Source organism: Paenibacillus sp. FSL H8-0259, from assembly GCF_037963255.1.
In the GTDB taxonomy this organism is placed as follows: Bacteria; Bacillota; Bacilli; order Paenibacillales; family Paenibacillaceae; genus Paenibacillus_AQ; species Paenibacillus_AQ phytohabitans.
Genome location: NZ_CP150147.1, coordinates 6,792,694 through 6,811,916, shown reverse-complemented (window position 1 = coordinate 6,811,916; position 19,223 = coordinate 6,792,694). Strand labels below are relative to the sequence as shown.

14 protein-coding genes are annotated in these 19,223 nt (G+C 51.1%); 5 read left to right on the top strand and 9 right to left on the bottom strand.

Features of this window, described 5'->3' with window-relative positions; translation table 11 throughout:
* Positions 1 to 17: 17 nt before the first annotated feature.
* Positions 18 to 740, top strand: a complete 723-nt coding sequence (locus NSU01_RS29105) for a glycosyltransferase (RefSeq protein ID WP_042139747.1) — start codon at positions 18 to 20, stop codon at positions 738 to 740.
* Positions 737 to 1,780: a glycosyltransferase family 4 protein gene (locus tag NSU01_RS29100; RefSeq protein ID WP_042139746.1), complete on the top strand. Its 1,044-nt coding sequence runs from the start codon at positions 737 to 739 to the stop codon at positions 1,778 to 1,780. Before NSU01_RS29105 ends, NSU01_RS29100 begins: the two co-directional genes overlap by 4 nt.
* Before the next feature lie 62 nt (positions 1,781 to 1,842).
* Here NSU01_RS29100 and NSU01_RS29095 read toward each other — a convergent pair whose 3' ends face one another.
* A complete protein-coding gene (locus NSU01_RS29095) occupies positions 1,843 to 2,919 on the bottom strand; it encodes a glycosyltransferase family 4 protein (RefSeq protein ID WP_305954227.1) in 1,077 nt (358 codons plus the stop codon).
* A 183-nt stretch (positions 2,920 to 3,102) separates the two neighbouring features.
* Here NSU01_RS29095 and NSU01_RS29090 point away from each other — a divergent pair, with 183 nt between their 5' ends.
* The gene (locus NSU01_RS29090) at positions 3,103 to 4,059 is read left to right on the top strand and encodes a YhcN/YlaJ family sporulation lipoprotein (RefSeq protein ID WP_179093610.1); all 957 of its coding nucleotides are present in this window, start codon (positions 3,103 to 3,105) and stop codon (positions 4,057 to 4,059) included.
* Positions 4,060 to 4,278: 219 nt separating this feature from the next.
* Here NSU01_RS29090 and nagA read toward each other — a convergent pair whose 3' ends face one another.
* The 7 genes from nagA to NSU01_RS29055 form a co-directional block, all read right to left on the bottom strand.
* Positions 4,279 to 5,484: an N-acetylglucosamine-6-phosphate deacetylase gene (nagA, locus tag NSU01_RS29085; protein WP_076247561.1), complete on the bottom strand. Its 1,206-nt coding sequence runs from the start codon at positions 5,482 to 5,484 to the stop codon at positions 4,279 to 4,281.
* Positions 5,472 to 6,200: a glucosamine-6-phosphate deaminase gene (gene nagB, locus NSU01_RS29080; RefSeq protein WP_042141601.1), complete on the bottom strand. Its 729-nt coding sequence runs from the start codon at positions 6,198 to 6,200 to the stop codon at positions 5,472 to 5,474. Before nagB ends, nagA begins: the two co-directional genes overlap by 13 nt.
* Positions 6,200 to 7,078, bottom strand: a complete 879-nt coding sequence (locus tag NSU01_RS29075) for a MurR/RpiR family transcriptional regulator (RefSeq protein WP_042139740.1) — start codon at positions 7,076 to 7,078, stop codon at positions 6,200 to 6,202. Before NSU01_RS29075 ends, nagB begins: the two co-directional genes overlap by 1 nt.
* A 1,230-nt stretch (positions 7,079 to 8,308) precedes the next feature.
* Positions 8,309 to 10,126, bottom strand: a complete 1,818-nt coding sequence (locus tag NSU01_RS29070; protein WP_256704013.1) for an FTR1 family protein — start codon at positions 10,124 to 10,126, stop codon at positions 8,309 to 8,311.
* Between the two features lie 691 nt (positions 10,127 to 10,817).
* On the bottom strand, positions 10,818 to 12,167 hold the full coding sequence (gene efeB, locus NSU01_RS29065; protein ID WP_076247566.1) for an iron uptake transporter deferrochelatase/peroxidase subunit: 1,350 nt from the start codon (positions 12,165 to 12,167) through the stop codon (positions 10,818 to 10,820).
* Positions 12,168 to 12,171: 4 nt separating this feature from the next.
* Positions 12,172 to 13,098 (bottom strand): iron uptake system protein EfeO, encoded by a 927-nt coding sequence (efeO, locus tag NSU01_RS29060; protein ID WP_076247568.1) that lies wholly within the window; start codon positions 13,096 to 13,098, stop codon positions 12,172 to 12,174.
* Positions 13,099 to 13,803: 705 nt separating this feature from the next.
* Complete coding sequence (locus NSU01_RS29055) at positions 13,804 to 14,781, bottom strand: LacI family DNA-binding transcriptional regulator (RefSeq protein WP_076247571.1); 978 nt, start codon at positions 14,779 to 14,781, stop codon at positions 13,804 to 13,806.
* Between the two features lie 478 nt (positions 14,782 to 15,259).
* Here NSU01_RS29055 and NSU01_RS29050 point away from each other — a divergent pair, with 478 nt between their 5' ends.
* Positions 15,260 to 15,484, top strand: coding sequence for a LuxR C-terminal-related transcriptional regulator (locus NSU01_RS29050; protein WP_019908812.1), 225 nt, complete (start codon positions 15,260 to 15,262; stop codon positions 15,482 to 15,484).
* 966 nt (positions 15,485 to 16,450) lie between these two features.
* Here the strand turns inward: NSU01_RS29050 and NSU01_RS29045 are convergent.
* On the bottom strand, positions 16,451 to 17,659 hold the full coding sequence (locus NSU01_RS29045; RefSeq protein ID WP_042138433.1) for an IS110 family transposase: 1,209 nt from the start codon (positions 17,657 to 17,659) through the stop codon (positions 16,451 to 16,453).
* Positions 17,660 to 18,082: 423 nt separating this feature from the next.
* Here NSU01_RS29045 and NSU01_RS29040 point away from each other — a divergent pair, with 423 nt between their 5' ends.
* The gene (locus NSU01_RS29040; RefSeq protein ID WP_076248458.1) at positions 18,083 to 18,997 is read left to right on the top strand and encodes a phosphotransferase; all 915 of its coding nucleotides are present in this window, start codon (positions 18,083 to 18,085) and stop codon (positions 18,995 to 18,997) included.
* Positions 18,998 to 19,223: the final 226 nt, after the last annotated feature.

Genomic DNA, 19,223 nt, shown 5'->3' with positions numbered 1-19,223 from the left:
GGGAAGGAGGTGAGCGCATGATTCCAAAAACCAAGGTTTCGGTGGTGATTCCCTTCTACAATTGCCCTTATGTGGATTTGGCGGTGAAGAGTGTGCTGGCTCAGAGCTACCCGGACATTGAGCTGATCGTTGTCGATGACGGTTCTACACGCTATATGGAGAAGCTTGAGGCGTACAAGGACAATATTGTGTATATCCGCAAAACCAACGGCGGTACCGCCTCGGCGCTCAACATGGGAATCAAGGCGGCCAGCGGAGCTTATTTTGCCTGGTTAAGTGCTGATGACCTGTTCCACCCGGATAAAATCAAAAGGCAAATGGAAGCCATCCGCAGCTCTGGAACCTCCTTCAGCCATACGGCCTATTACTATATTAATGAGCTCGGAGAGCGGTTCTCGGGAGTCATCAGCATGCCGTTTCATAACAGGGGTGATCTCATTGAGACCATGATGTCGGGCTGTCCGGTGAACGGCAGCTCGGTTCTGCTCGACATGGAGATTTTCAATAAGGTAGGACGGTTTAACGAGAAATTCCTGTATACACAGGATTATGATCTGTGGCTGCGTATCCTGCCGTATTATGAATGGTCCTATATCGAGGAGCCGCTGCTGGATTACCGTGTGCACAAAGAGATGGGCTCTGTCATACACAGTGAAGCGCAGAACCGGGAGATTGCTCTGGTGCAGAGCAGGCATCAAGGCATTCTGACGCAGCTGCTGAGAAAGGAGAGAGGGAAATGAGACTGACATTCCCGATTCTGACGTTGTCCAGAGGCGGTGCGCAACGGATGCTGGCCGAGCTGGCTAACCGTCTGGCGGAAATCGGCCATGAGGTGGTTGTTCTTTTACCCAGTCACGGCATTGTGGAATATGAAATGAAATGCCCCATTATCACTGCACCGGCAACGGTGCTGACCGAAGATGATTTTCCATACGGGGATGTGATCATCTCCAACTATTATACAACGGTGCCGGTTGCAGAGCGGGCCAGTAAACAGGGCAAGGGGCTGCATATCCGGCTGGCCCTATGCTATGAGCCGACTTTTTTACCCAATAATAATCTGTCGTTCGCCTCTTATAATATCACCCGCAACCTGCTTGTACTCTCACGCTGGCAGCAGGAGATCGTACGGATTAATCATGGCATTAAGGGCAGAATTGTTCCGATTGGTCTAAACCCTGATTTCACTAATACCCATTTACGCGGCAGAGGCGGGAATAAGATTGTCGTCTCGGCCATTATGCGCCGTCCCGAGGGCGGGTTCTCAGGCCACCGGGAACAGGATTATCTGCTTCAGCAGCTGGACATAGTGAAACAGCGGCATCCTGAAGTGGAGATATATATTATCACGCCACCGTCGGAATATGCTTCCTCCGAAACGCTGCAAGCGATGCTTGGGGATGGACGGTTTCAAATACGTACTCCGGGTAATGATTCTGAGCTGTCGTATCATTATAATGAGAGCGACATTTTTGTCAGCTCCAGCACCTATGACACCGGCTCATTGCCGGGGCTGGAAGCTATGCGCTGCGGTGCCGCGCTGGTCACCGTATATTCCGGGGGCAATCTCGAATACTGTGTACACGGGCATAACTGCCTGATGTCGTACCGTTACGAGAACCGGTTGGCCGAGGATGTCTCTGCACTTGTTTACAATAAAGAGCTCCGTCAGCGTCTAGCCGCGAGAGGAGAGTTGGATTCGGGGCGTTTCACCTGGGAAAGAAGCATGCAGATCTTTCAGACTGAGCTGTTTGAGATTGTATCCAAACAGGGCGTATAACCTAAAAGAACCTTCAAAACCCGGAAGCTGTACGGGGTTGAGGGTTCTTTTTTACGTTATTTTCAGAAGATCGAGAAGGAATTCATCATTTCACGGAAGGAGTGGGCATATTGCTCGAATCCAAAACGGGATACCATATGCTGCCGGCCCTGCTGGCGGATCGCTTCACGCAGCGGAATGTTGTTCATTAGCTCAAGCCCTTCGTTTACAGCCGCTTCCAAATTTCCGATCGGGTAAAATTTACCCGTAATGTTGTGGGTAATAAACGATCTGACCCCGTCAGAATCGGTGCTAAGTACAGGACAGGTACAGCAGATGGCCTCAGCTACAGCATACCCGAAGCCCTCTGTGATAGAGCTTGACAGCAGGAATCCCCCGGAACCGGCGATGGATGAGTAATATACCGGCATAATATGATTCGGAATGTTGGTGAACACACTGAGGCGGTCTTTCAGGCCCAGGGATTGCAGCTCTCTGTTAAATTGCTCCTTCTGGTCATCTGCAGCGAGATCGGGATCATGGAACATCCAGAGATGAAGATCAGGCTTGTGGAGCCGGATCTGATGGGCAATCTTCAGATATTCACTCCAGTTCTTATTGGTTTCCAGCCGTCCTACCCAGGCGATGACCGGATCGCAGGGCGGTTCACCGGGGATATGCTGGAAGGACTGCACATCCACAATGTTGGGAATGACATAACGGTGCAGCCAGGGACAGATCTCGATAAACAGCTCCAGTAAATGATCTGTGGGGGGAATCAGCACGGCATTGCAGTAGGAGCGGAGAAAAGGTACAGAATCAATAATCAGATTCCTTGCATCACTGCGCTTGCCAAGTCCCTGAGATTCATATATCAGAATACGGCCATACCCCAACCGGCGCAGACGTTCCAGCAGTAAATAGTCTGAAGTTACAATAATGGCATCATAATTATGCGTATCCAGCACCGCTTTGATCTCTGCATCCACGGAAGTGATAAACACCGGGAAGTTTGTCTGGTTGTGGCTTCCGGACCCCGGCATGAGGTAGAGCACATGGCATTCGATGCCGCTTTTCTGAAGACTCTCACACCGCAGCTTGTTAAGTGTCTCTACCCCGCCGCTTGGTACATAAAACGTGAATAAAACCTTCAAGATCACCCCTCCTGACATTAACCTTGCGGAGAAACACAGTCTGCTGTTTATAAGATACGCCAAGTTTCACTTACGCGTGACGGTTAAAGGGCGATGTGCCAAATCCTTTCAGGATAGCTTGGCAGGGCAGAGGCCATGCTAAAGCTTGTTACGCTGCAATTAACTATTCTTATGACGGGGGATGAACGGATGTTACGGTCGAAATTCGGTTTAACGGTTTCTGCTGCGCTGCTGCTGGGCGCGGTGAGTATTACAGGATGCGGTGCGAATAACTCTGCAACGGACAATACGGTGGAAACAAAAAGTGTAAGGGGGACGGACGGACGTATTCACGTCAACTCTGCGCAGAACGGAATGCGTGCGAATTCCTTCGACAGTATGGAGATGAGTGAGGAACTGGCGAATCGTGTGGCGGCCATGCCGGAAGTCCGTTCAGCCAACGTAATGCTGGTAGGCAAAAGCGCCTATGTAGCCGTAATGCTGGAAGAGGCGTCCGGAGGAGTCCATGCCAAGAGCACCCGGGGAATCCAGTCGTACAGCTATGGCAGTACCAGCGGCAGCGGCACATCCGGGATGCTGAGCGGTACGGGCAGACCGGCAGGCGGACTGGAAACAGGGATAGGTGCCGGAATGGGCGGAATGGACAACAGTACGCGTACCGGTAGAGGAACCGCAGCCGGTAATCCGGGCATGACAGGAACAGGCGGTTCCATTGCCGGAATTCCGGGAAGCATGACAGGCACGGGTACTGTAGGCGGTACGGGCGTTGCAGATCCGGAGAATTATCTGGGGAACGGCAACAACGGTATCATGTCCCGCAGCAATATGGTCGATGGACGCCATATGAAACGCGACATCGATGAAAGTCTGGGCAATACCATTGGAATCCGCAGCGTATCGCCGGGTAACGGAACCGCGATTACGGATAAGGACACGCTTACCCAGGACATGAAGGATAAGATCGCCGCAGAAGTTAAAAAGGGGAAGACAGACCTTAACAATGTGTATGTATCGGCCAACCCCGATTTCGTTGAGCGGGCAGATTATTATGCGCAGGAATTCCGTGCAGGGCATCCGCTTAAAGGCTTTGCGAATGAATTCCGCACGATGGTCGAACGGATTTTCCCTACGCGCAGCGGGTATTAAGTATTTAAGCATTAAGCATGAAGCGTGAAGCATGAAGCATTAAGTAAACTGCCCTGTCTCAATTAGGCTAGTATTCCAGCAGAATATGAAGCTTATTCAGCATGAGGGCATAGCACAGACACAAACAGCCAAGCAGCCACCGCACCCGAATCCGGGCCGAAGGGCTGCTTGGCTTGCTTATACATATATAGATCAGGGAAGCGGCAGACAGCTCGCAGCTTACCCGATTTCAGCCTCAAGCTTGCGTCCGCCAATCCATACTCCGCGCAGATTCAGTTCATCGTCCAGAAGCAGGATATCGCCGCGTTTGCCTGCCTCCAGCGACCCGATAGACCGCTGCATGCCAAGCGATACAGCAGGGGTAAGGCTGGCTGCCTGTGAAGCTTCCTGCAGGCTGAGTCCGATCTCCTGAACCAGGTAGCGGAAGCCGCGGATCATGGTCAGTGTACTACCGGCGAGCGACTCAGGATGTTCCTTCAGCGAGGCAATCCCGCCGCTGACAATAACGGGCAAATCGCCGATGGCATATTCCCCGTCGCTGAGTCCGGTCGCCGACATGGCGTCTGTGATCAGCAACAGGTTATGCCCGTTCTTGAGCCGGGCGATAATGCTGATCGCTGCCGGATGAACATGAATGCCGTCAGCAATCACCTCCGCGCGGATGCGCGGATCGAACAGGACGGCTCCTGCGGTCCCTGGTTTGCGGTGATGCAGCGGCGTCATGGCATTGAACATGTGCACAGCCTGGTTTAAGCCGGCATCTGCAGCGGCAATAACCTCTTCGAACGTGGCGTCCGTGTGGCCGAGCGCTGCCGTAATTCCATGCTTTCGCAGCCACTGGATGGCTTCCAGTGCGCCTTCGCGTTCCGGAGCCAGTGTAACCTGGCGGATCATCCCCGGATACCGGGCTTCCCATTCCTCCAGCCATAACGTATTGGCCGGGACAATATGCCCGGGATTCTGTGCTCCGGGCCATTTCGGGCTGATGAACGGCCCTTCCAGATGTACGCCTGCCAGCTGGGCATAAGGCATGCCGCCGTCAGCGTTACGATAAGCATTCACTTCAGACAGCACGCGGTCAATGTCAGCCTTGGCGGCAGTCATAGTTGTAGCCAGCATAGACGTTGTGCCTTGGGAAGCATGGAAGCGCGTAATGGTATCCAGTGAAGCGCCATCGCTGTACATGAAGTCATGACCTGCCCCCCCATGCACATGCACATCAACAAATCCGGGAATTAGCAGTCCTTCCGGCTCAGGTGAAGTTCCCGTCTGCCAGCTAGCATAGGCTGCCGGAAGCCAGGCGGCCTCTCCGGCATATTGGATCAGTCCCTCCAAAACGGCGATTACGCCCTTTTGGATGACTCCGTCAGGAGTAAGGACTTTGCCGTACAGCAGTTCACCGGTTGAACCGTTTATTTCAGCCATTTTGCTGCTCCTTCATCAAGCAGGACCACAACATTCGGATGGCTCTGCAGCAGCGAGGCGGGGCATTGGGTCGTGATTGGACCCTCCAGCGCATTTTTTACCGCTTCCGCCTTCTCTTCCCCGCGCACCAGCAGCACAATCTGCTTGGCCTTGAGAATACCGCCGATACCCATCGTTACGGCCTGCCGGGGCACATCCTCCAGCTTGTCGAAGAAGCGGGCATTCGCTTCCAGTGTTTCCTCCAGCAGATCAACGACATGTGTGCCGCTGCTGAGGCTGGCATCCGGCTCATTGAAGCCGATATGGCCGTTGCTGCCGATGCCGAGAATCTGCAGGTCCACAGGACCGTTATCTTCCAGCATCCGGTCATAAGCCAGGCATTCGGCATCCAGATCCGGTGCATTTCCGTTAGGGACATGAGTGCGGGCAGGATCGATATCGATATGGTTGAACAGATGCTCATTCATGAAGCTGCGGTAGCTCTGCGGATGATCTACGGGCAGACCGACGTATTCATCAAGGTTATAGGAAGAGACTTTGGCGAAGCTCACAATGCCCTTGCGGTGCATTTCCACCAGCTTCGCGTACACGCCGACCGGAGAGCTTCCGGTAGCCAGACCCAGCACGGCCTTGGGATTGCTCTGCACCAGGCTGGCAATCAGGTTCGCCCCGGTTACTGCGAAATCTTCTTCGTTCTGGAATTTCAAAATATTCATTATGATTGTCCTCCCCGTTTATGACGGTAGTGTTGTACATTCAGATACGACTGCTCCAGCTTGGGAATGAAATCCCCGAACCGGGTGCTGACCATGCCGGTGAACAGAATATCGATAATATGCAGCTGTGCGATCCGTGAAGCCATATCACCGCGCCGCATACCCTGCTCAAGTGATGATGAGAACAGCGGGATATCGGCCAGTGTTGCCAGTGTGCTGCTTCCGTATGAGGTCAATGAGACTGTCGCTGCGCCGCTTGCCGCAGCACAGGTTAACGCATCGATCGTCTCCGGGGTTTCACCCGAATAAGAGACTGCAAACGCGACATCACCGGCAGCGAGCGAAGAAGCGGAAGTAATCTGCATATGCGAATCGGCAAAAGCCGTGCAGTTCACGCCGATGCGGATCAGCTTCTGATAGAAATCCTGGGCGACAATGGATGAGGTTGCCATCCCGTACAGATCGACCCGCCGTGCCCGGCAGAGCAGATCGATCACGCTCTGCAGCCGTCCGAGATCAAGCAGCGAGGTGGTATCCCGGATGGAGGCCAGATGATTAGCCTGCATCGCCTCGACAATGAACGGCAGCGGATTGCCGGCTACGATGTCCTGGTAAGAGGAGCCGCCGTCCTGCGGCGAAGCATCGCTGTGGGCGAGCTCAGCCGCCAGCTTGACTTTGAAATCAGGGAACCCTTTGAAATGCAGCACCTTGCAGAACCGTGTAATGGTTGCCGGGCTGATGCCGCACTCTTCGGCCAGATCCGTAATCCCCATATGGACAATTTCTCCCGGGGAAGCCAGTATGCGCTCCGCCAGCTTGCGTTCCATTTGCGACAGCTTGGGCTTGTCATGCTGCAGGGCATGCAGGATTGGAGACAAGTACTCACCTTCTTTTCTTTCGTTCTTTGTAATCCTGTAGTTTGTTTGTACTTATGTTGACGCTAAAGCTGACGCTGATTTCTGTGTTTTGTGGAATAGATGAACAGTCAATCTGAAATATTTCCTGAAATTATTTTAATTAACAAGGCGATAATAACGAAAATTATTTTCATACTCAGAATAAAACAAATCACCGAAGGATGCAATAGTGAGTTTGCCCTAAGGGGGCGGGAGACATGCCGGCTGGAAGTGTGTGATAGCTGAGGAGGTGCTTATTGGGGGCCGCCTGCCGGAACATGGATGCGATGCGGGATGTACCGTACCGGCTGCGGCTGGTGATGCGATTGGGAGGGTGTGTCTGTCGGGGACGTGTCTGCCAGTGATGTGATTGCTGGAAATGCGTATGGGGGAACGGCCCTCCGGAGATATGTCCGCCGAAGATGCGCTTGTTGGGGAACGTGTCCGCCGGAGGGAGCTGCTGGAAATGCACCTGCCGTAGACGCGCCTGCTATAGACGCGTCTGATGGAACCCATCTGCTGGAGATATGTCCGGCGAAGATGCGCTTGTTGGGGAACGGCCCTCCGGAGGGGGGGCCAGCTGGAAATGTGCCGATAAAGCATCTGCTGGGATACGTCCGTCCGCCGGGGAATTAGTTGGATTTTCGTCATTTAAACCAGTCCTATTCTGCTTTTTGATGGGTTTAAGTGGATTTATGTTACTTAATTCTATCCATATCTTCGTCGTTTGCTATTTGAGTAAAAATAAGTGTTGTTTTTCCAACTGTGATACTGTAAACAGGATTTCTTCCATTATTAGGTGACGTTTTTCCACTTAATTCTCCTTTGCAGGCTGGGTTTAACAGTCAGGGAGAGGCTGAAAGCGCATTTGAGCTAACAATGGCATCATAGGAAGGGCAAAAGGAAGAAGCAGATCGTGGCAGGGGACAGAGAGCAGGCGTTGGAAAGCAGAGAACAGACAACAAAGGGCAGAAAGGAGAAGCTGGGGTAAGAAATAAAGGTTAAAGGAGAGGGCAGAACAGATAATAGGAAGCAAAGGGCAGAAAATAGAGAAGAGAGAACAGAAGGCGGCGGGTAGAAGCTGGAGAGCAGTGAGCGGTGAGTAGGGAGCAGGGAGTAGAGGGGGACAATGAATATGGCGCTGGCAAAATAGAAGCTGCCATCTGCGTGTTTGAGGTCACTCACGCTGATGACAGCTGTATGTTAGTGTGTTTATTTGGTTAACCGGTTTGGTGTGCGCATTCTGCGGGAAGCTTGTCTGCCGCGCAGCAGCTCCCAGAGGATGAAAGCGAGAATGAGTATTTGCGGCACAAAGGTCTCCCAGGTCGGATACAGGCCGAGCCAGCCGATGGATGGGAGGCTGCTCTCCGCATGTGCCGGTATTTTGCCGGCTACCTGGAGCGCGTGGATGCTCTCACCAAGGAAGCGGAACACGAGATAATAGATCAGCACTGTGGCGGTGCGGAAGAAGGCCGCAATCGGCAGTCTGGCGCTCAGTGCAATGATTGCGTAGCCGAGAACGACCAGTACTGCAAGTGCGCCGCCAATCCCGAGCAGCAACTGGGAAGTAGCGATAGCAGGAGCCATGCCTGCATAGAAGATAGTTGTTTCCGCTCCTTCGCGCAGGATTGCCAGCGCAGCGATGAAGAACAGGTACCATAGATTGCCTTTGGCAAGCGCACCCTGCATCTGGCGGTCCACATACTTATTCCAGGCAGCCGTACTGGATTTACCATGCAGCCAGCGGCCGACGGTGAGCATCATGACCACGGCGACCAGACCGGCAATGCCTTCGATCAGCTCACGTGCTCCTCCGGAGGCTGCCTGCGAGATGGTGTAGGTTAGCAACACGGCGATGCCGATGCTTCCGGCCAGCCCCACCGCAGCCCCGGACCAGACCCAGCGCCGGGCCGCGGGTTCTGCTTCTCTGCGCAGATAAGCGAGCAGAGCGGCGAGCACAAGAATCGCTTCGAGCCCCTCACGCAGCAGAATGAGTGCCGCATCCCACGCAGTATACGTCTGTTCTCCGGCCAGCGGAGTCAGCTCGGCGAGCATATTGTCCAGGATCTCCAGTGCCCCGGCAAGCTTTGGAGGATCGGAGAGCAGGTAGCCGGTGACGGCGGTGCTCTCATTCTCGATATTGGCATAGACTTTGGGCGAGGCAATCTGCACGGCGCCTTCTGCCGACGGCCAAGCTGTGATGAACTGCTCCATTACCGCGGCTGCTGCCGGACTGTCTCCGGCTTCGGCGGAGGCTGCAGCTTTGTTCAGGTAGCTGATCAGCCCTTCAATAGAGGCCGGTTCTGCTGGCGCACTACCCGTATCGACCGCCTTGCCCTCGCTGTAGCCGGACAGCAGCGCAACCAGCGCCTCGGCTTCCGCCAGCGCGGCTTCTTCGCGGAGCGGCTCAGCCTGCAGCGCAATGCGCAGCAGGCTCATCTTCGTCTCCAGCAGGCCGTAGACGGCGGGATTGTCCCCCCGGATGCCGCGCTCCGCCGGCGTCCAGCCGTTCACGACGGCGCGGTAGGCTTCCGCCGCCGCCGTCCAGTCGGCGCTGCGCGCCGCATCCCGCGTGCGCTCCGCCGCGGGCAGCAGCTTCGCCGCCGCTGCGCGCCCGGCGGCGCCTGAGTCACCGCCGCCCCCGTCTGCGGCGGCGGTGATGTACGCGTCCACGCTTCTGGCGAGCGTGGACAAGGCGGCCTTGGCGGGCGCTCCGCCGCCGGCCGCAAGGGCCTGCGCCGCGGCTGCCAGCGCGGCGTCGACTTCAGCTGCCGGACCGGCGAGTGCCGGGTCCGGCGTGCCTTCGTTCGCGCTGCGCCACAGCGCCGCGAACGATTCCACATCGGCCGCCGCCGCATCCCAGCGGCTCTGGCCGGACTCTACCAGCGCGCTGCCTACAGGCGGCAGCAGCTCATCGAGCGGCGCGCCTGACGCAGAAGCCGGCGCGCTGGGCAGCAGCAGAAGCAGGCAGATCAGCAGCAGCGCTGCCCGGATCTGCCGCCATGGACTGATTTTAACCGTTATGATCATCGGGATCATTCCCTTCGCGAATAGGCATGCTATTATCTTTCCTCTATAGAAGGCGGACTTAAGTGTTGCGTCTGAAGCGTGGTTGTCACTGTAGTGAACATTGGGACTTCGGGGCGGCAGTAACTGTTGTACCTGATTCTCCGCTAACAATCCTGCACGAAATACAACATTTCTTTTGAAATATCGCCCCTAAACTAAAATTGTTGTATGAAATGCAGCATTCCACCGGTTCCAGGCTGGTAAACGAAGCGATTGTTGTATTTCATACAACAATCCGTCCAATTAGGCAGGAAACTAGTTATTCGAGTTGTACCCAGTGCAACATTTTGCCTGATTCCGTTTGCTGCCGTGCCAGCTGCCAGCCGCCCCTCCATTTACTCAATCCCGCCGATACTCCGTTTCTTTCCGCAATTTCCCTGTCACACATCCTGTTCTCAAATCTCCAGTCTGCTCCGGATTATTTGTTCTTGATCGTTCGTCCCACAACTCGTTCATCCCGCAATTTCCGCGACGCACTTTCCTGTTCTCAAATCTCCAGTCTGCTCCGGATTATTTGTCCCTGAACATCCGTTCCATATCGTTCATCCCGCTGATTCTGGTCACACTGCGCAGCCCTACGAACCCGGATATATCCAGCGCCGAATTCAGCGTCATTTCCTCACGCTGAATCCGGACTTAGCTATATCTGCCGTCACCCCAGCAGCGTCTCCCCGATATAACCACCTTCCCGTACTCCGGGGAAGCAGGCAAATACGGCGCTGCCGGTATGGACCATATATTCATTCAGCCGGTCATTCTTCGAGAGGCGCTGCTGAATGCTCACGAACTGCTTCACCAGATCCTTCTGGAAGCTGATGAAGACCAGCCCTGCATCCAGCTGTCCGGTTTTGAGATCCATGCCGCTGGAATAGGAGTAGGAGCGGCGCAGCATTTTGACTGAACCGTCCCCATGGGCGAGGGCCGAATGGGAATCCGGCGGAATGACAGGCTTGCCGCTGGCATCCGCCGCCTCCAGATTGAGCTCGGCGAATTCATCCCGCGCTCCAATCGGAGCGCCGCTCTGCCGGTGACGACCGAACGTTGCTTCCTGATCGCTCAGCGTAGAGCGGTCCCAGACCTCAATGCGAAAGCGTACCCGGCGCAGCGCGAGATACGTGCCGCCATTCATCCAGGGGGGGCCATCGCCGCTTCCGCTCCAGACGACACTTCGCATCTCGGCGTCATCGCTGACGTCGGGATTGCCCGTGCCGTCCTTGAAGCCGAGCAGATTACGCGGTGTGCCGCCTGCCGGGTCGGCGCTGCCGGTGCGCTGGAAGCCCTCCTGCGTCCAGCGCAGCACGGCTGTGCCCCGGGCGATGCGGGCCAGATTGCGGATGGCATGGAACGCCACCTGCAGATCGTCGGCGCAGGCCTGCACACAGAGATCGCCGCCGCACCACTGCGGCTCCAGGCTGTCTCCCGTGAATGCCGGGAGATCGGTGAAGGAGGCCGGCCGTTTCGCAGCCAGTCCGAACCGGCTGACAAAGAAGGCAGGACCCGCCCCGAAGGTAAGCGTACATTTGGAGGGGGTAAGACCATCGGCCTCGCCTGTGTCGGCAGGCGGAAGATTGGGATTGTCGTTCACGCTGCCGATCAGCGTACCGGCAGTAAGGGCAGCGGCGGCGGTGGTCCAGGCCTCCAGCAGTTTTTTGACCTCGCTGAGCTTGGTTGTTGTCAGATCAAACGAGGCGAAGCACAGGAAATTCTGCGCAGGCGTAATGATTCCCGCCTGATGATTCCCGTAGAATGGAATAATGTCCGCTCCCGCGTGTTGCGGGGAAGAGAGTGCCTGTCCCGGCTGCCCGGCTGCTTTGCGTGCCGCCAGAATGCTGCCTACCCCGCCGCCGCCGAGCAGCAGGCCGAGTCCGGAGGCGCCAGTAAGCCGCAGCATATCGCGGCGGCTTAGTTTTTTATCGAATAATAGCTGATCTTTAGAAGCATCCTTGGAGAGAACGCTCTCTGTCGCGGGAGTTTCCCGGGAAGTCCTGTCTTTCTTTTTCATACCGTCACACTCCCAGAATAGTTCCCATGTTGGATAGAGGCTCAGCTAAGGCGTCCAGATTCTGGCTTAACGTCCGGACCTCAGCTTCTTTCAGCGTTTCGTAGGAAACGTAGCCGTCACCGGATTTGAACGGTGCCAGCTCATTCAGCAGTGCGGTGAACCGCTCGCCGATCGTTTGCTCCAGCTCAGGGTCTTTTTTGGCCAGCTCGGGTTTCAGCAGCTCATAGATCTTCTGGGCACCTTCTACATTGGCGACAAAATCATACAAATCCGTGTGTGAATAACGTTCCTCTTCACCGGTTACTTTGGAGGAGGATACTTCATTCAGCAGCTCCACAGCTCCGGTAACGAGCAGGTTGGCGTCAATCTCAGCGGTTTCCACCTTGGCGCGCAGCAGCTGCGCATCCTTCAGCAAACGGTCCGCGACATCAGTCATTCCATCTGTGGTATTGTTCTGCCAGAGGGCCTGTTCAATCTTATGGAAGCCGCGCCAGTCCGCAGCGTCAACATCGTTCTCGCGGGCATCAATATTGGGGTCCAGATCTCCGAGCGCTTCAGCAATGGGCTCAATCCGTTCATAATACATGCGTGCCGGAGCATACAGCGCCTTGGCGTCTTCAAGCTTGCCTGCTTTCACCGCATCGGTGAAGCCTTCGGTCTGTTTCACGAATTCGTCGCATTGTTCAATTACATATTTCCGGTACTCGTCGATGGCCGTGGTGAAATCCGCCGTAACGCCAGCAGCAGTTGAATCTGCAGTTGCGGCAGGTGCACCGGTTGACCCATTGCCCGTCTGGGCTGCGGCATTATTCCCGGAGGTATTGCTGTTATTGCCGTTGTTGCCATTATTATTGTTATCATTGCTTGCACAGCCGGCAAACAGGAGGGAAGCCGCAAGCAAACCCGCGGGTACTGCATAACCTATCTTCATTCTGTTGGACACCCCTTTTGTTTATGTAAATGATAATCGTTATCAATGATGGACCTATCATAAATCCCCATCCAGTACCTGTCAATAAAAATGTGATAATTATCATATCCGTGCTGACTCACACAAATAAAACACCAAAAACGCCTCCCGACAGGCGGAAGACGCAGTTTAATTTTTTGAGTATATAGGAATATATACTTTTTCATATGATAACTTATCCTTCAAGTTCCCCTGAAACGGTACCGTCCTTTAAACAGACAGCATAGCTGTTTCTACTTGATGCCTGCACGAAATACAACAATTTACTCATAAAAACGGCCGAACTCAAGAATTGTTGTAGAAAAGGCAGCAATTCCTCTTGTTCCAGCAGAAGATCGGGGGAATTCCTGTATTCCGTACAACATTCCTCCCGGACACCCGGGTATTCATGAACCGGAGTTGCACTACGTACAACATCATGCTTTTACAAGCTGAAGCAAAACTTAATTATCTTACTCTAAGCTCGCTCTGTTGCCGGGTCCCAGAGTCAACAGCGTAAACCCGGGCGGAATGCCTGGTATACGCAATGTTTTTTAAACGTTCCGCCACATTGAAGTTTATAGCATTCGTGACAGCGCTGGATTAACTCAGCACGAATTATTCCGCGTACCTGCCGGCAATAGACCGTTTGGTTAGGAAACAAGCAGTGATCGCAGATTACTTATTCTACACCGTGGACCGCTCAATAATCCGGTAATCCAGCTTGCGGTAGACCGGGTAAGGGTTGTCTGAGCTAATCTGCTCATGAATAATACGGAAGGCGGATGCACCCATCTCATACAGGTGGTTATCTATGGTGGTGATCTCCAGCAACCGGCCGATCGGCTGGTTATCGAAGCCCATAACCGCGAGGTCTCCGGGGATACTAAAACCGGCTTTGCGCGCCTCAATCATCAGTCCGGCTGCCACATGATCTCCGGTAATAATCATGGCTTCAGGCCGCTTCGGCATCTCCAGCAGCAACCGTGCCACGGCCGCACCGTCTTCTTCCGTCGTGCAGTCATAGATCATCCATTCCTCCTGAAAAACCAGCTTGTGCTCAGCAATGAATTCGCGAAAAGCGGTCTGCCGGATAGAGGCGCTGCTGCCATTCTGCCTGCCTTCGCAATAGCCGATGGTCCGGTACCCTTTGCCCTTCAAATACTGCAGCCCCTGCTTGAAAGCCGCATAATGCTCAATATATACAGAGGAATAACGGCGCTGCCCGCTGTCCTGGCAGGTTACAACCGGACCGTACGCGGTATACTCCTCAATCAATTCAGGCTTCAGCGCAGTCGATACAATGACCACACCGTCGATTTCTTTATTGCGCAGCATCTCCAGCACTTTAATCTCTTCATCTGGCAAATAATTGCTCTGGCACAGGATCAGCCGGTATTGCGCGAGCAGTGCCTCATGGGCAAGACCATTCATAATAATCGAGAAATAAAAAGCATTGATATACGGAAGAATCACCGCCACTGTACCGGTACGTCCGGTAATCAGGTGGACGGCGTTCATATTGCGGGTGTAGTTTAACTGCTCAATCGTATCGAGGACGGCGGCTCTTTTGTCTTTGCTGACATAAGGATGATTATTCAGCACCCGCGAGACGGTCGTTACGGAAACTCCGGCAATCCGGGCGATTTCTTTAATATTAGCCATGGCGTATGCTGCCCCCCGAGTCAGAATTGGAATGGTTTTATTTTACCATAGAAATTTTCACATTTTCGCATATAAAAAAGCTTGCTATGGAATCCATTTCATAAATTACACTGGGGTTGTTAGCAGCCTTACCGGATTAAGCCGGCGTGACCGAAAGGGCGTGACGGACCGGTAAAGTTTGCGGCTTCACGCTGCGGGCGGACGGAGTTCCAGCAACATTTTTTTGCCTAAGCATTACTTAGCAGCGTGTTTACTATAGACTTTGCCCCAACGGATGACGCCCTTAACGCTAGGAGCTGAAGCCGTTTTTATTATGCGTTTTGGTCAGAAATGCCAGGGTTGTCCCCGATCCGCGTCTGTCCCCGCCCAAATTAATGCTGCAACAGCACCATTAACTGCCACCCTACATAGTATGGTTTGACTGTATCCCTTTACCTTGTTATACCAAACAAACCCAGAGCAAGGAGGGGTGACACCATTGAAAGGGAACGAACATCATAGCAAATTTCTGTTGACGCATCGTGAGCGCGAAGTATTCGAGCTTCTAGTGCAGGACAAAACTACACGGGATATTGCAGGACTGTTATTCATTAGCGAAAAAACCGTCCGCAACCACATTTCCAACGTCATGCAAAAATTAAACGTAAAAGGCCGTTCGCAAGCGGTTGTCGAGCTGATCAAGCTTGGGGAGCTAAAAATATAGCTGCCGTGCTTCAGAGGTGACGCGTTTAAGCCTTCTCGTATCCTTCGGGGTGAGGGGAGGTTTTTTGTTGTGGAGGAAGGGTGACACGTGATATCGATGGCATATGAAGTTCCTTCGATAAAGAGTGGCAGAGCAGCTCCTTGTCATGCGCAGTTTAGCATAATAATTCTCTTCAATGATTATGGTATAATATGCCATATTATGATTTTTCGGTTACAGGAAGAGGGGAACGTTAATGCAAACAGTATATATATTGTCAGGACCAGCAGGAGTCGGGAAGTCAACAACTTCAAGTACATTGGTTTAACGTCTTAAACAACAGTGCTTATATATCAGGTGATGATGTAAGCCATATGCACAGTAGTGGGCGTCAGAAGCCTTGGGAAAGCAAATCGGAGTTGACCCTCATTTGGAATAATATCTTGAGTCTTATTGACTGAAAGATAAAGTAAAGGAGTTAACCCTAAATGTCGTCTATGTGGTTTTATGGATTGACCATGAGACCCTCTTAAAAAGAGACCTGTTTAGATTGCCCGAACACCAGATGGGGGATCGTCAATTGGTTCAAAGAAGATGAAGGTTACGGACAGATAATGCTAGACGGGCAGGGTGGTAACCATGTTTTGTACACTTTAGCAAAATACTACCAGACTCAAATAGGTTACCGAACGGCTTTCGGTTTCTCAAAGAAGGTCAAAAAGTTGCATTCGATCTACTCGAGTTTCCTGGTATAGTTGATTCTCAGCTTATAACAGCTAAGAATATGCAAATTTTAGAGGATTAAGGAATCGAGACATACTTCAAGAATGTATGGACTTTAGGACTCATAATTAAACTATACCAGCTAATAGCTTGTCAACATTACCAGTAAAGTGATTCTAAATCATGTGGTATAGTTAAAATGAGGCATGCCAAAAAACCCTCCAATTTTCTTTGTGTCTTGGAAGGTTATGCCAATAATATTTTTTAAATTGGACGAAATTCCTTTTTATTTTTTAAGATCGCATAGAGCCAATGGACGAGTTTATTTGCACATGCGATTAGAGCTACTTTATGTGGTTTTCCTTCAGCTCTCTTACGTTCATAGAACGCTTTGATTCGCATATTTCGGGAGCGTATAAGTCCACACTGAACAGCCATCACCAGTGCGTAACGCAGCTGCCTGGAACCACGTTTCGTGATTCGGTTTCGAGTCGCTGTAAACTTACCGGAAGCAAAGACACTCGGGTCAATGCCTGCGAAGGCGACTAACTTCTTAGGATGATCAAATCGTTCGACTTCTCCTATTTCGGATAAAATTGTTGCAGCAATTTTATGCCCAATCCCGGGAATCGACTGAATTAATTCATACTCTTCAATTTCTTCAGCCAGAGCATCTATGTTCTGTTCCAGTTCAGCAAGATGCTCTTGGTATTGAAGAATAAGGGTAATAAGAACTCTCATATTGATTAAATGACTTGCATACATGGTTTGCTGAAATGGATTTTGTTTTGCCGCATCTACTAATCGTTGAACCCGTTGGTTAATCCAGTCCTCTGAACGCCCCCGTTTCGAAGAAAGCAGTTCTTTCATCTTAGCTCTAAGTGTATCTTCATCCGTCTGTAAAACTAAATATGAGGTTGGGAATTCACTTAAAAACCGCAGTGAAACACCGGAATACATAGCTCCAAACACGCCTTTATAACCCGGGAAAACCTGATCTAAAACAGCTTGGAATTGCAGTTTAGTCGATACACACATCTTTGAAAGAGTCTCATATTGCCTTGTAAGATAGCGCAGATTGAGAAGTTGCACACCTCTTTTCTTAAAAGGTTCAAACTCTTCCCTGTAGTACAACTCACCCAATAGGTAAGCGTCAGCAGCATCCGTCTTTACTTTACGAAGCTGAGACTTTCTAAGCCGATTGGAGATTAGCGGGTTAATGACAATGTAAATATAGTGATGTTCCTCTAAGAACTGAACAACAGGGCTTTGGTAATGTCCTGTTGCTTCTAGAATAAGTAAAGGACGTTGTTTGGATACCGATTCAACGTCCTTTAAAACTTGATGTAGATTTGCTAGGCCATCACGAGTGTGCTCGAAGTGGAATGTCCCTCTGAAGAGCTTTCCGCGCGCTAAAAAGGCTTGTCCATGACTTTCTTCTTTTGAAATATCTAGACCGACAACTGGATTCATTTCATCTCATCTCTCCCTGTAAGTTTAAATTCACCGGCATCCCTACGGTTCTTCTTGTCGCTCCATAGCATCGCTTGTTATACGGGATCTTACGTCCCAACCAGCCTCAATCATGGTCATGACAAGTAGGGTGAACATTATAGCACTCGGGATCAAGTCCCACGGGCAGGTACGTTCGACCAGGCTACTTTAATCCTCTATGCAAATGAAAAAAGGATCAACCAGAAAGAACTGGTTGATCTCATAATACGAACGGGCAGAATAGCGTTGTGGATACAGGTTTCTTAAATGTACTATAGGGCAGTTTCGAGAGTTAATTCCTATAACTGTTTAATACCAACCGCAATGAAATTTTAGTGGTAAAATAATACTGTTTCATGTTTGCATGTCATTATTAAAACGCCAACTGTTAGGGGAAGGTATATGGGAAGTTCGAATTTATGGGATGCAGATTGGGAAATTTCAGAGGAATTGGCCCAAAGATTAATAAGTAGTCAGTTTCCACAGTTATCGTCTAAAGAAATCAAAAGACTAGGTTATGGTTGGGATAATACAGTTTTCCTTGCTGGAGACGAATATGTTTTTCGTTTTCCAAGAAGAAAAGTTGCTATTGATTCGTTAAAAATGGAAGCGAAGATATTACCGAAGCTTGAGGATTTTATTTCTATCCCTTATTCGAAACCACTTTTTTTAGGTGAAGGGAATAGTGACTATCCTGCACCATTTCTTGGTTATCCATATTTATCGGGAATGTTTCCAATTGGATTAACTGATGAGCAACGCACATTATCGGTAGCAACACTCGCGCACTTTTTAAAAAGATTGCATGCATTTCCAGTACAGGTGGCTCAAGAAAACGGTATTCAACATGACCACAGGAATCTCACAGATATAGCATTACGAAAAGAAAAAATGCTAAAATTCTTGTCCGATCTGAAAATTCATATTAAGGAGGAAGAACATTCTGCAATTGCTGATTATTTGGTGCAGCTTAAAACAGACCAAGTAAAACAAAGGAACGTATTCCTTCATGGTGATCTTCATTTTAAAAATATGTTGGTGGACGAGAATGGAAAAGTTTCAGGAATTATTGACTGGGGAGATATGAATATTGGTCACCCTGCCTGTGATTTGAATGTTGTTTATAGCTTTTTGCCTTATCATGCTCGTACTGAGTTTTTCAGAGAATATGGGGAAGTGGATGAAGAGACGAAGTTATTAGCTCGTTTGATTGCTGTGTATATTCCGATGTTAATATTAATGCAAGCAATTGACGACAAAGATGAAAGAGTAGCTGATGAAGCAAAAGCGAATATTACACGAGCGCTCGCTGATTAATAGAAGTTATCTTAATATAGTGTTTAATAATGAACCAAAGGATTCTTGTTTTGTTTTTTATCAACATTCAGATTATGCATTAATTTTCGAGAAGGCATTTATGTTTACAGTTGATGATATGCTCACCGAATCTGATATATATGTTGTAGACAAGAGTTTAACTAGACATATGTAAAAACTCATGAGACTGGATGATGTGGGCCTTACTTTGGCCGAAAAAGTGAAA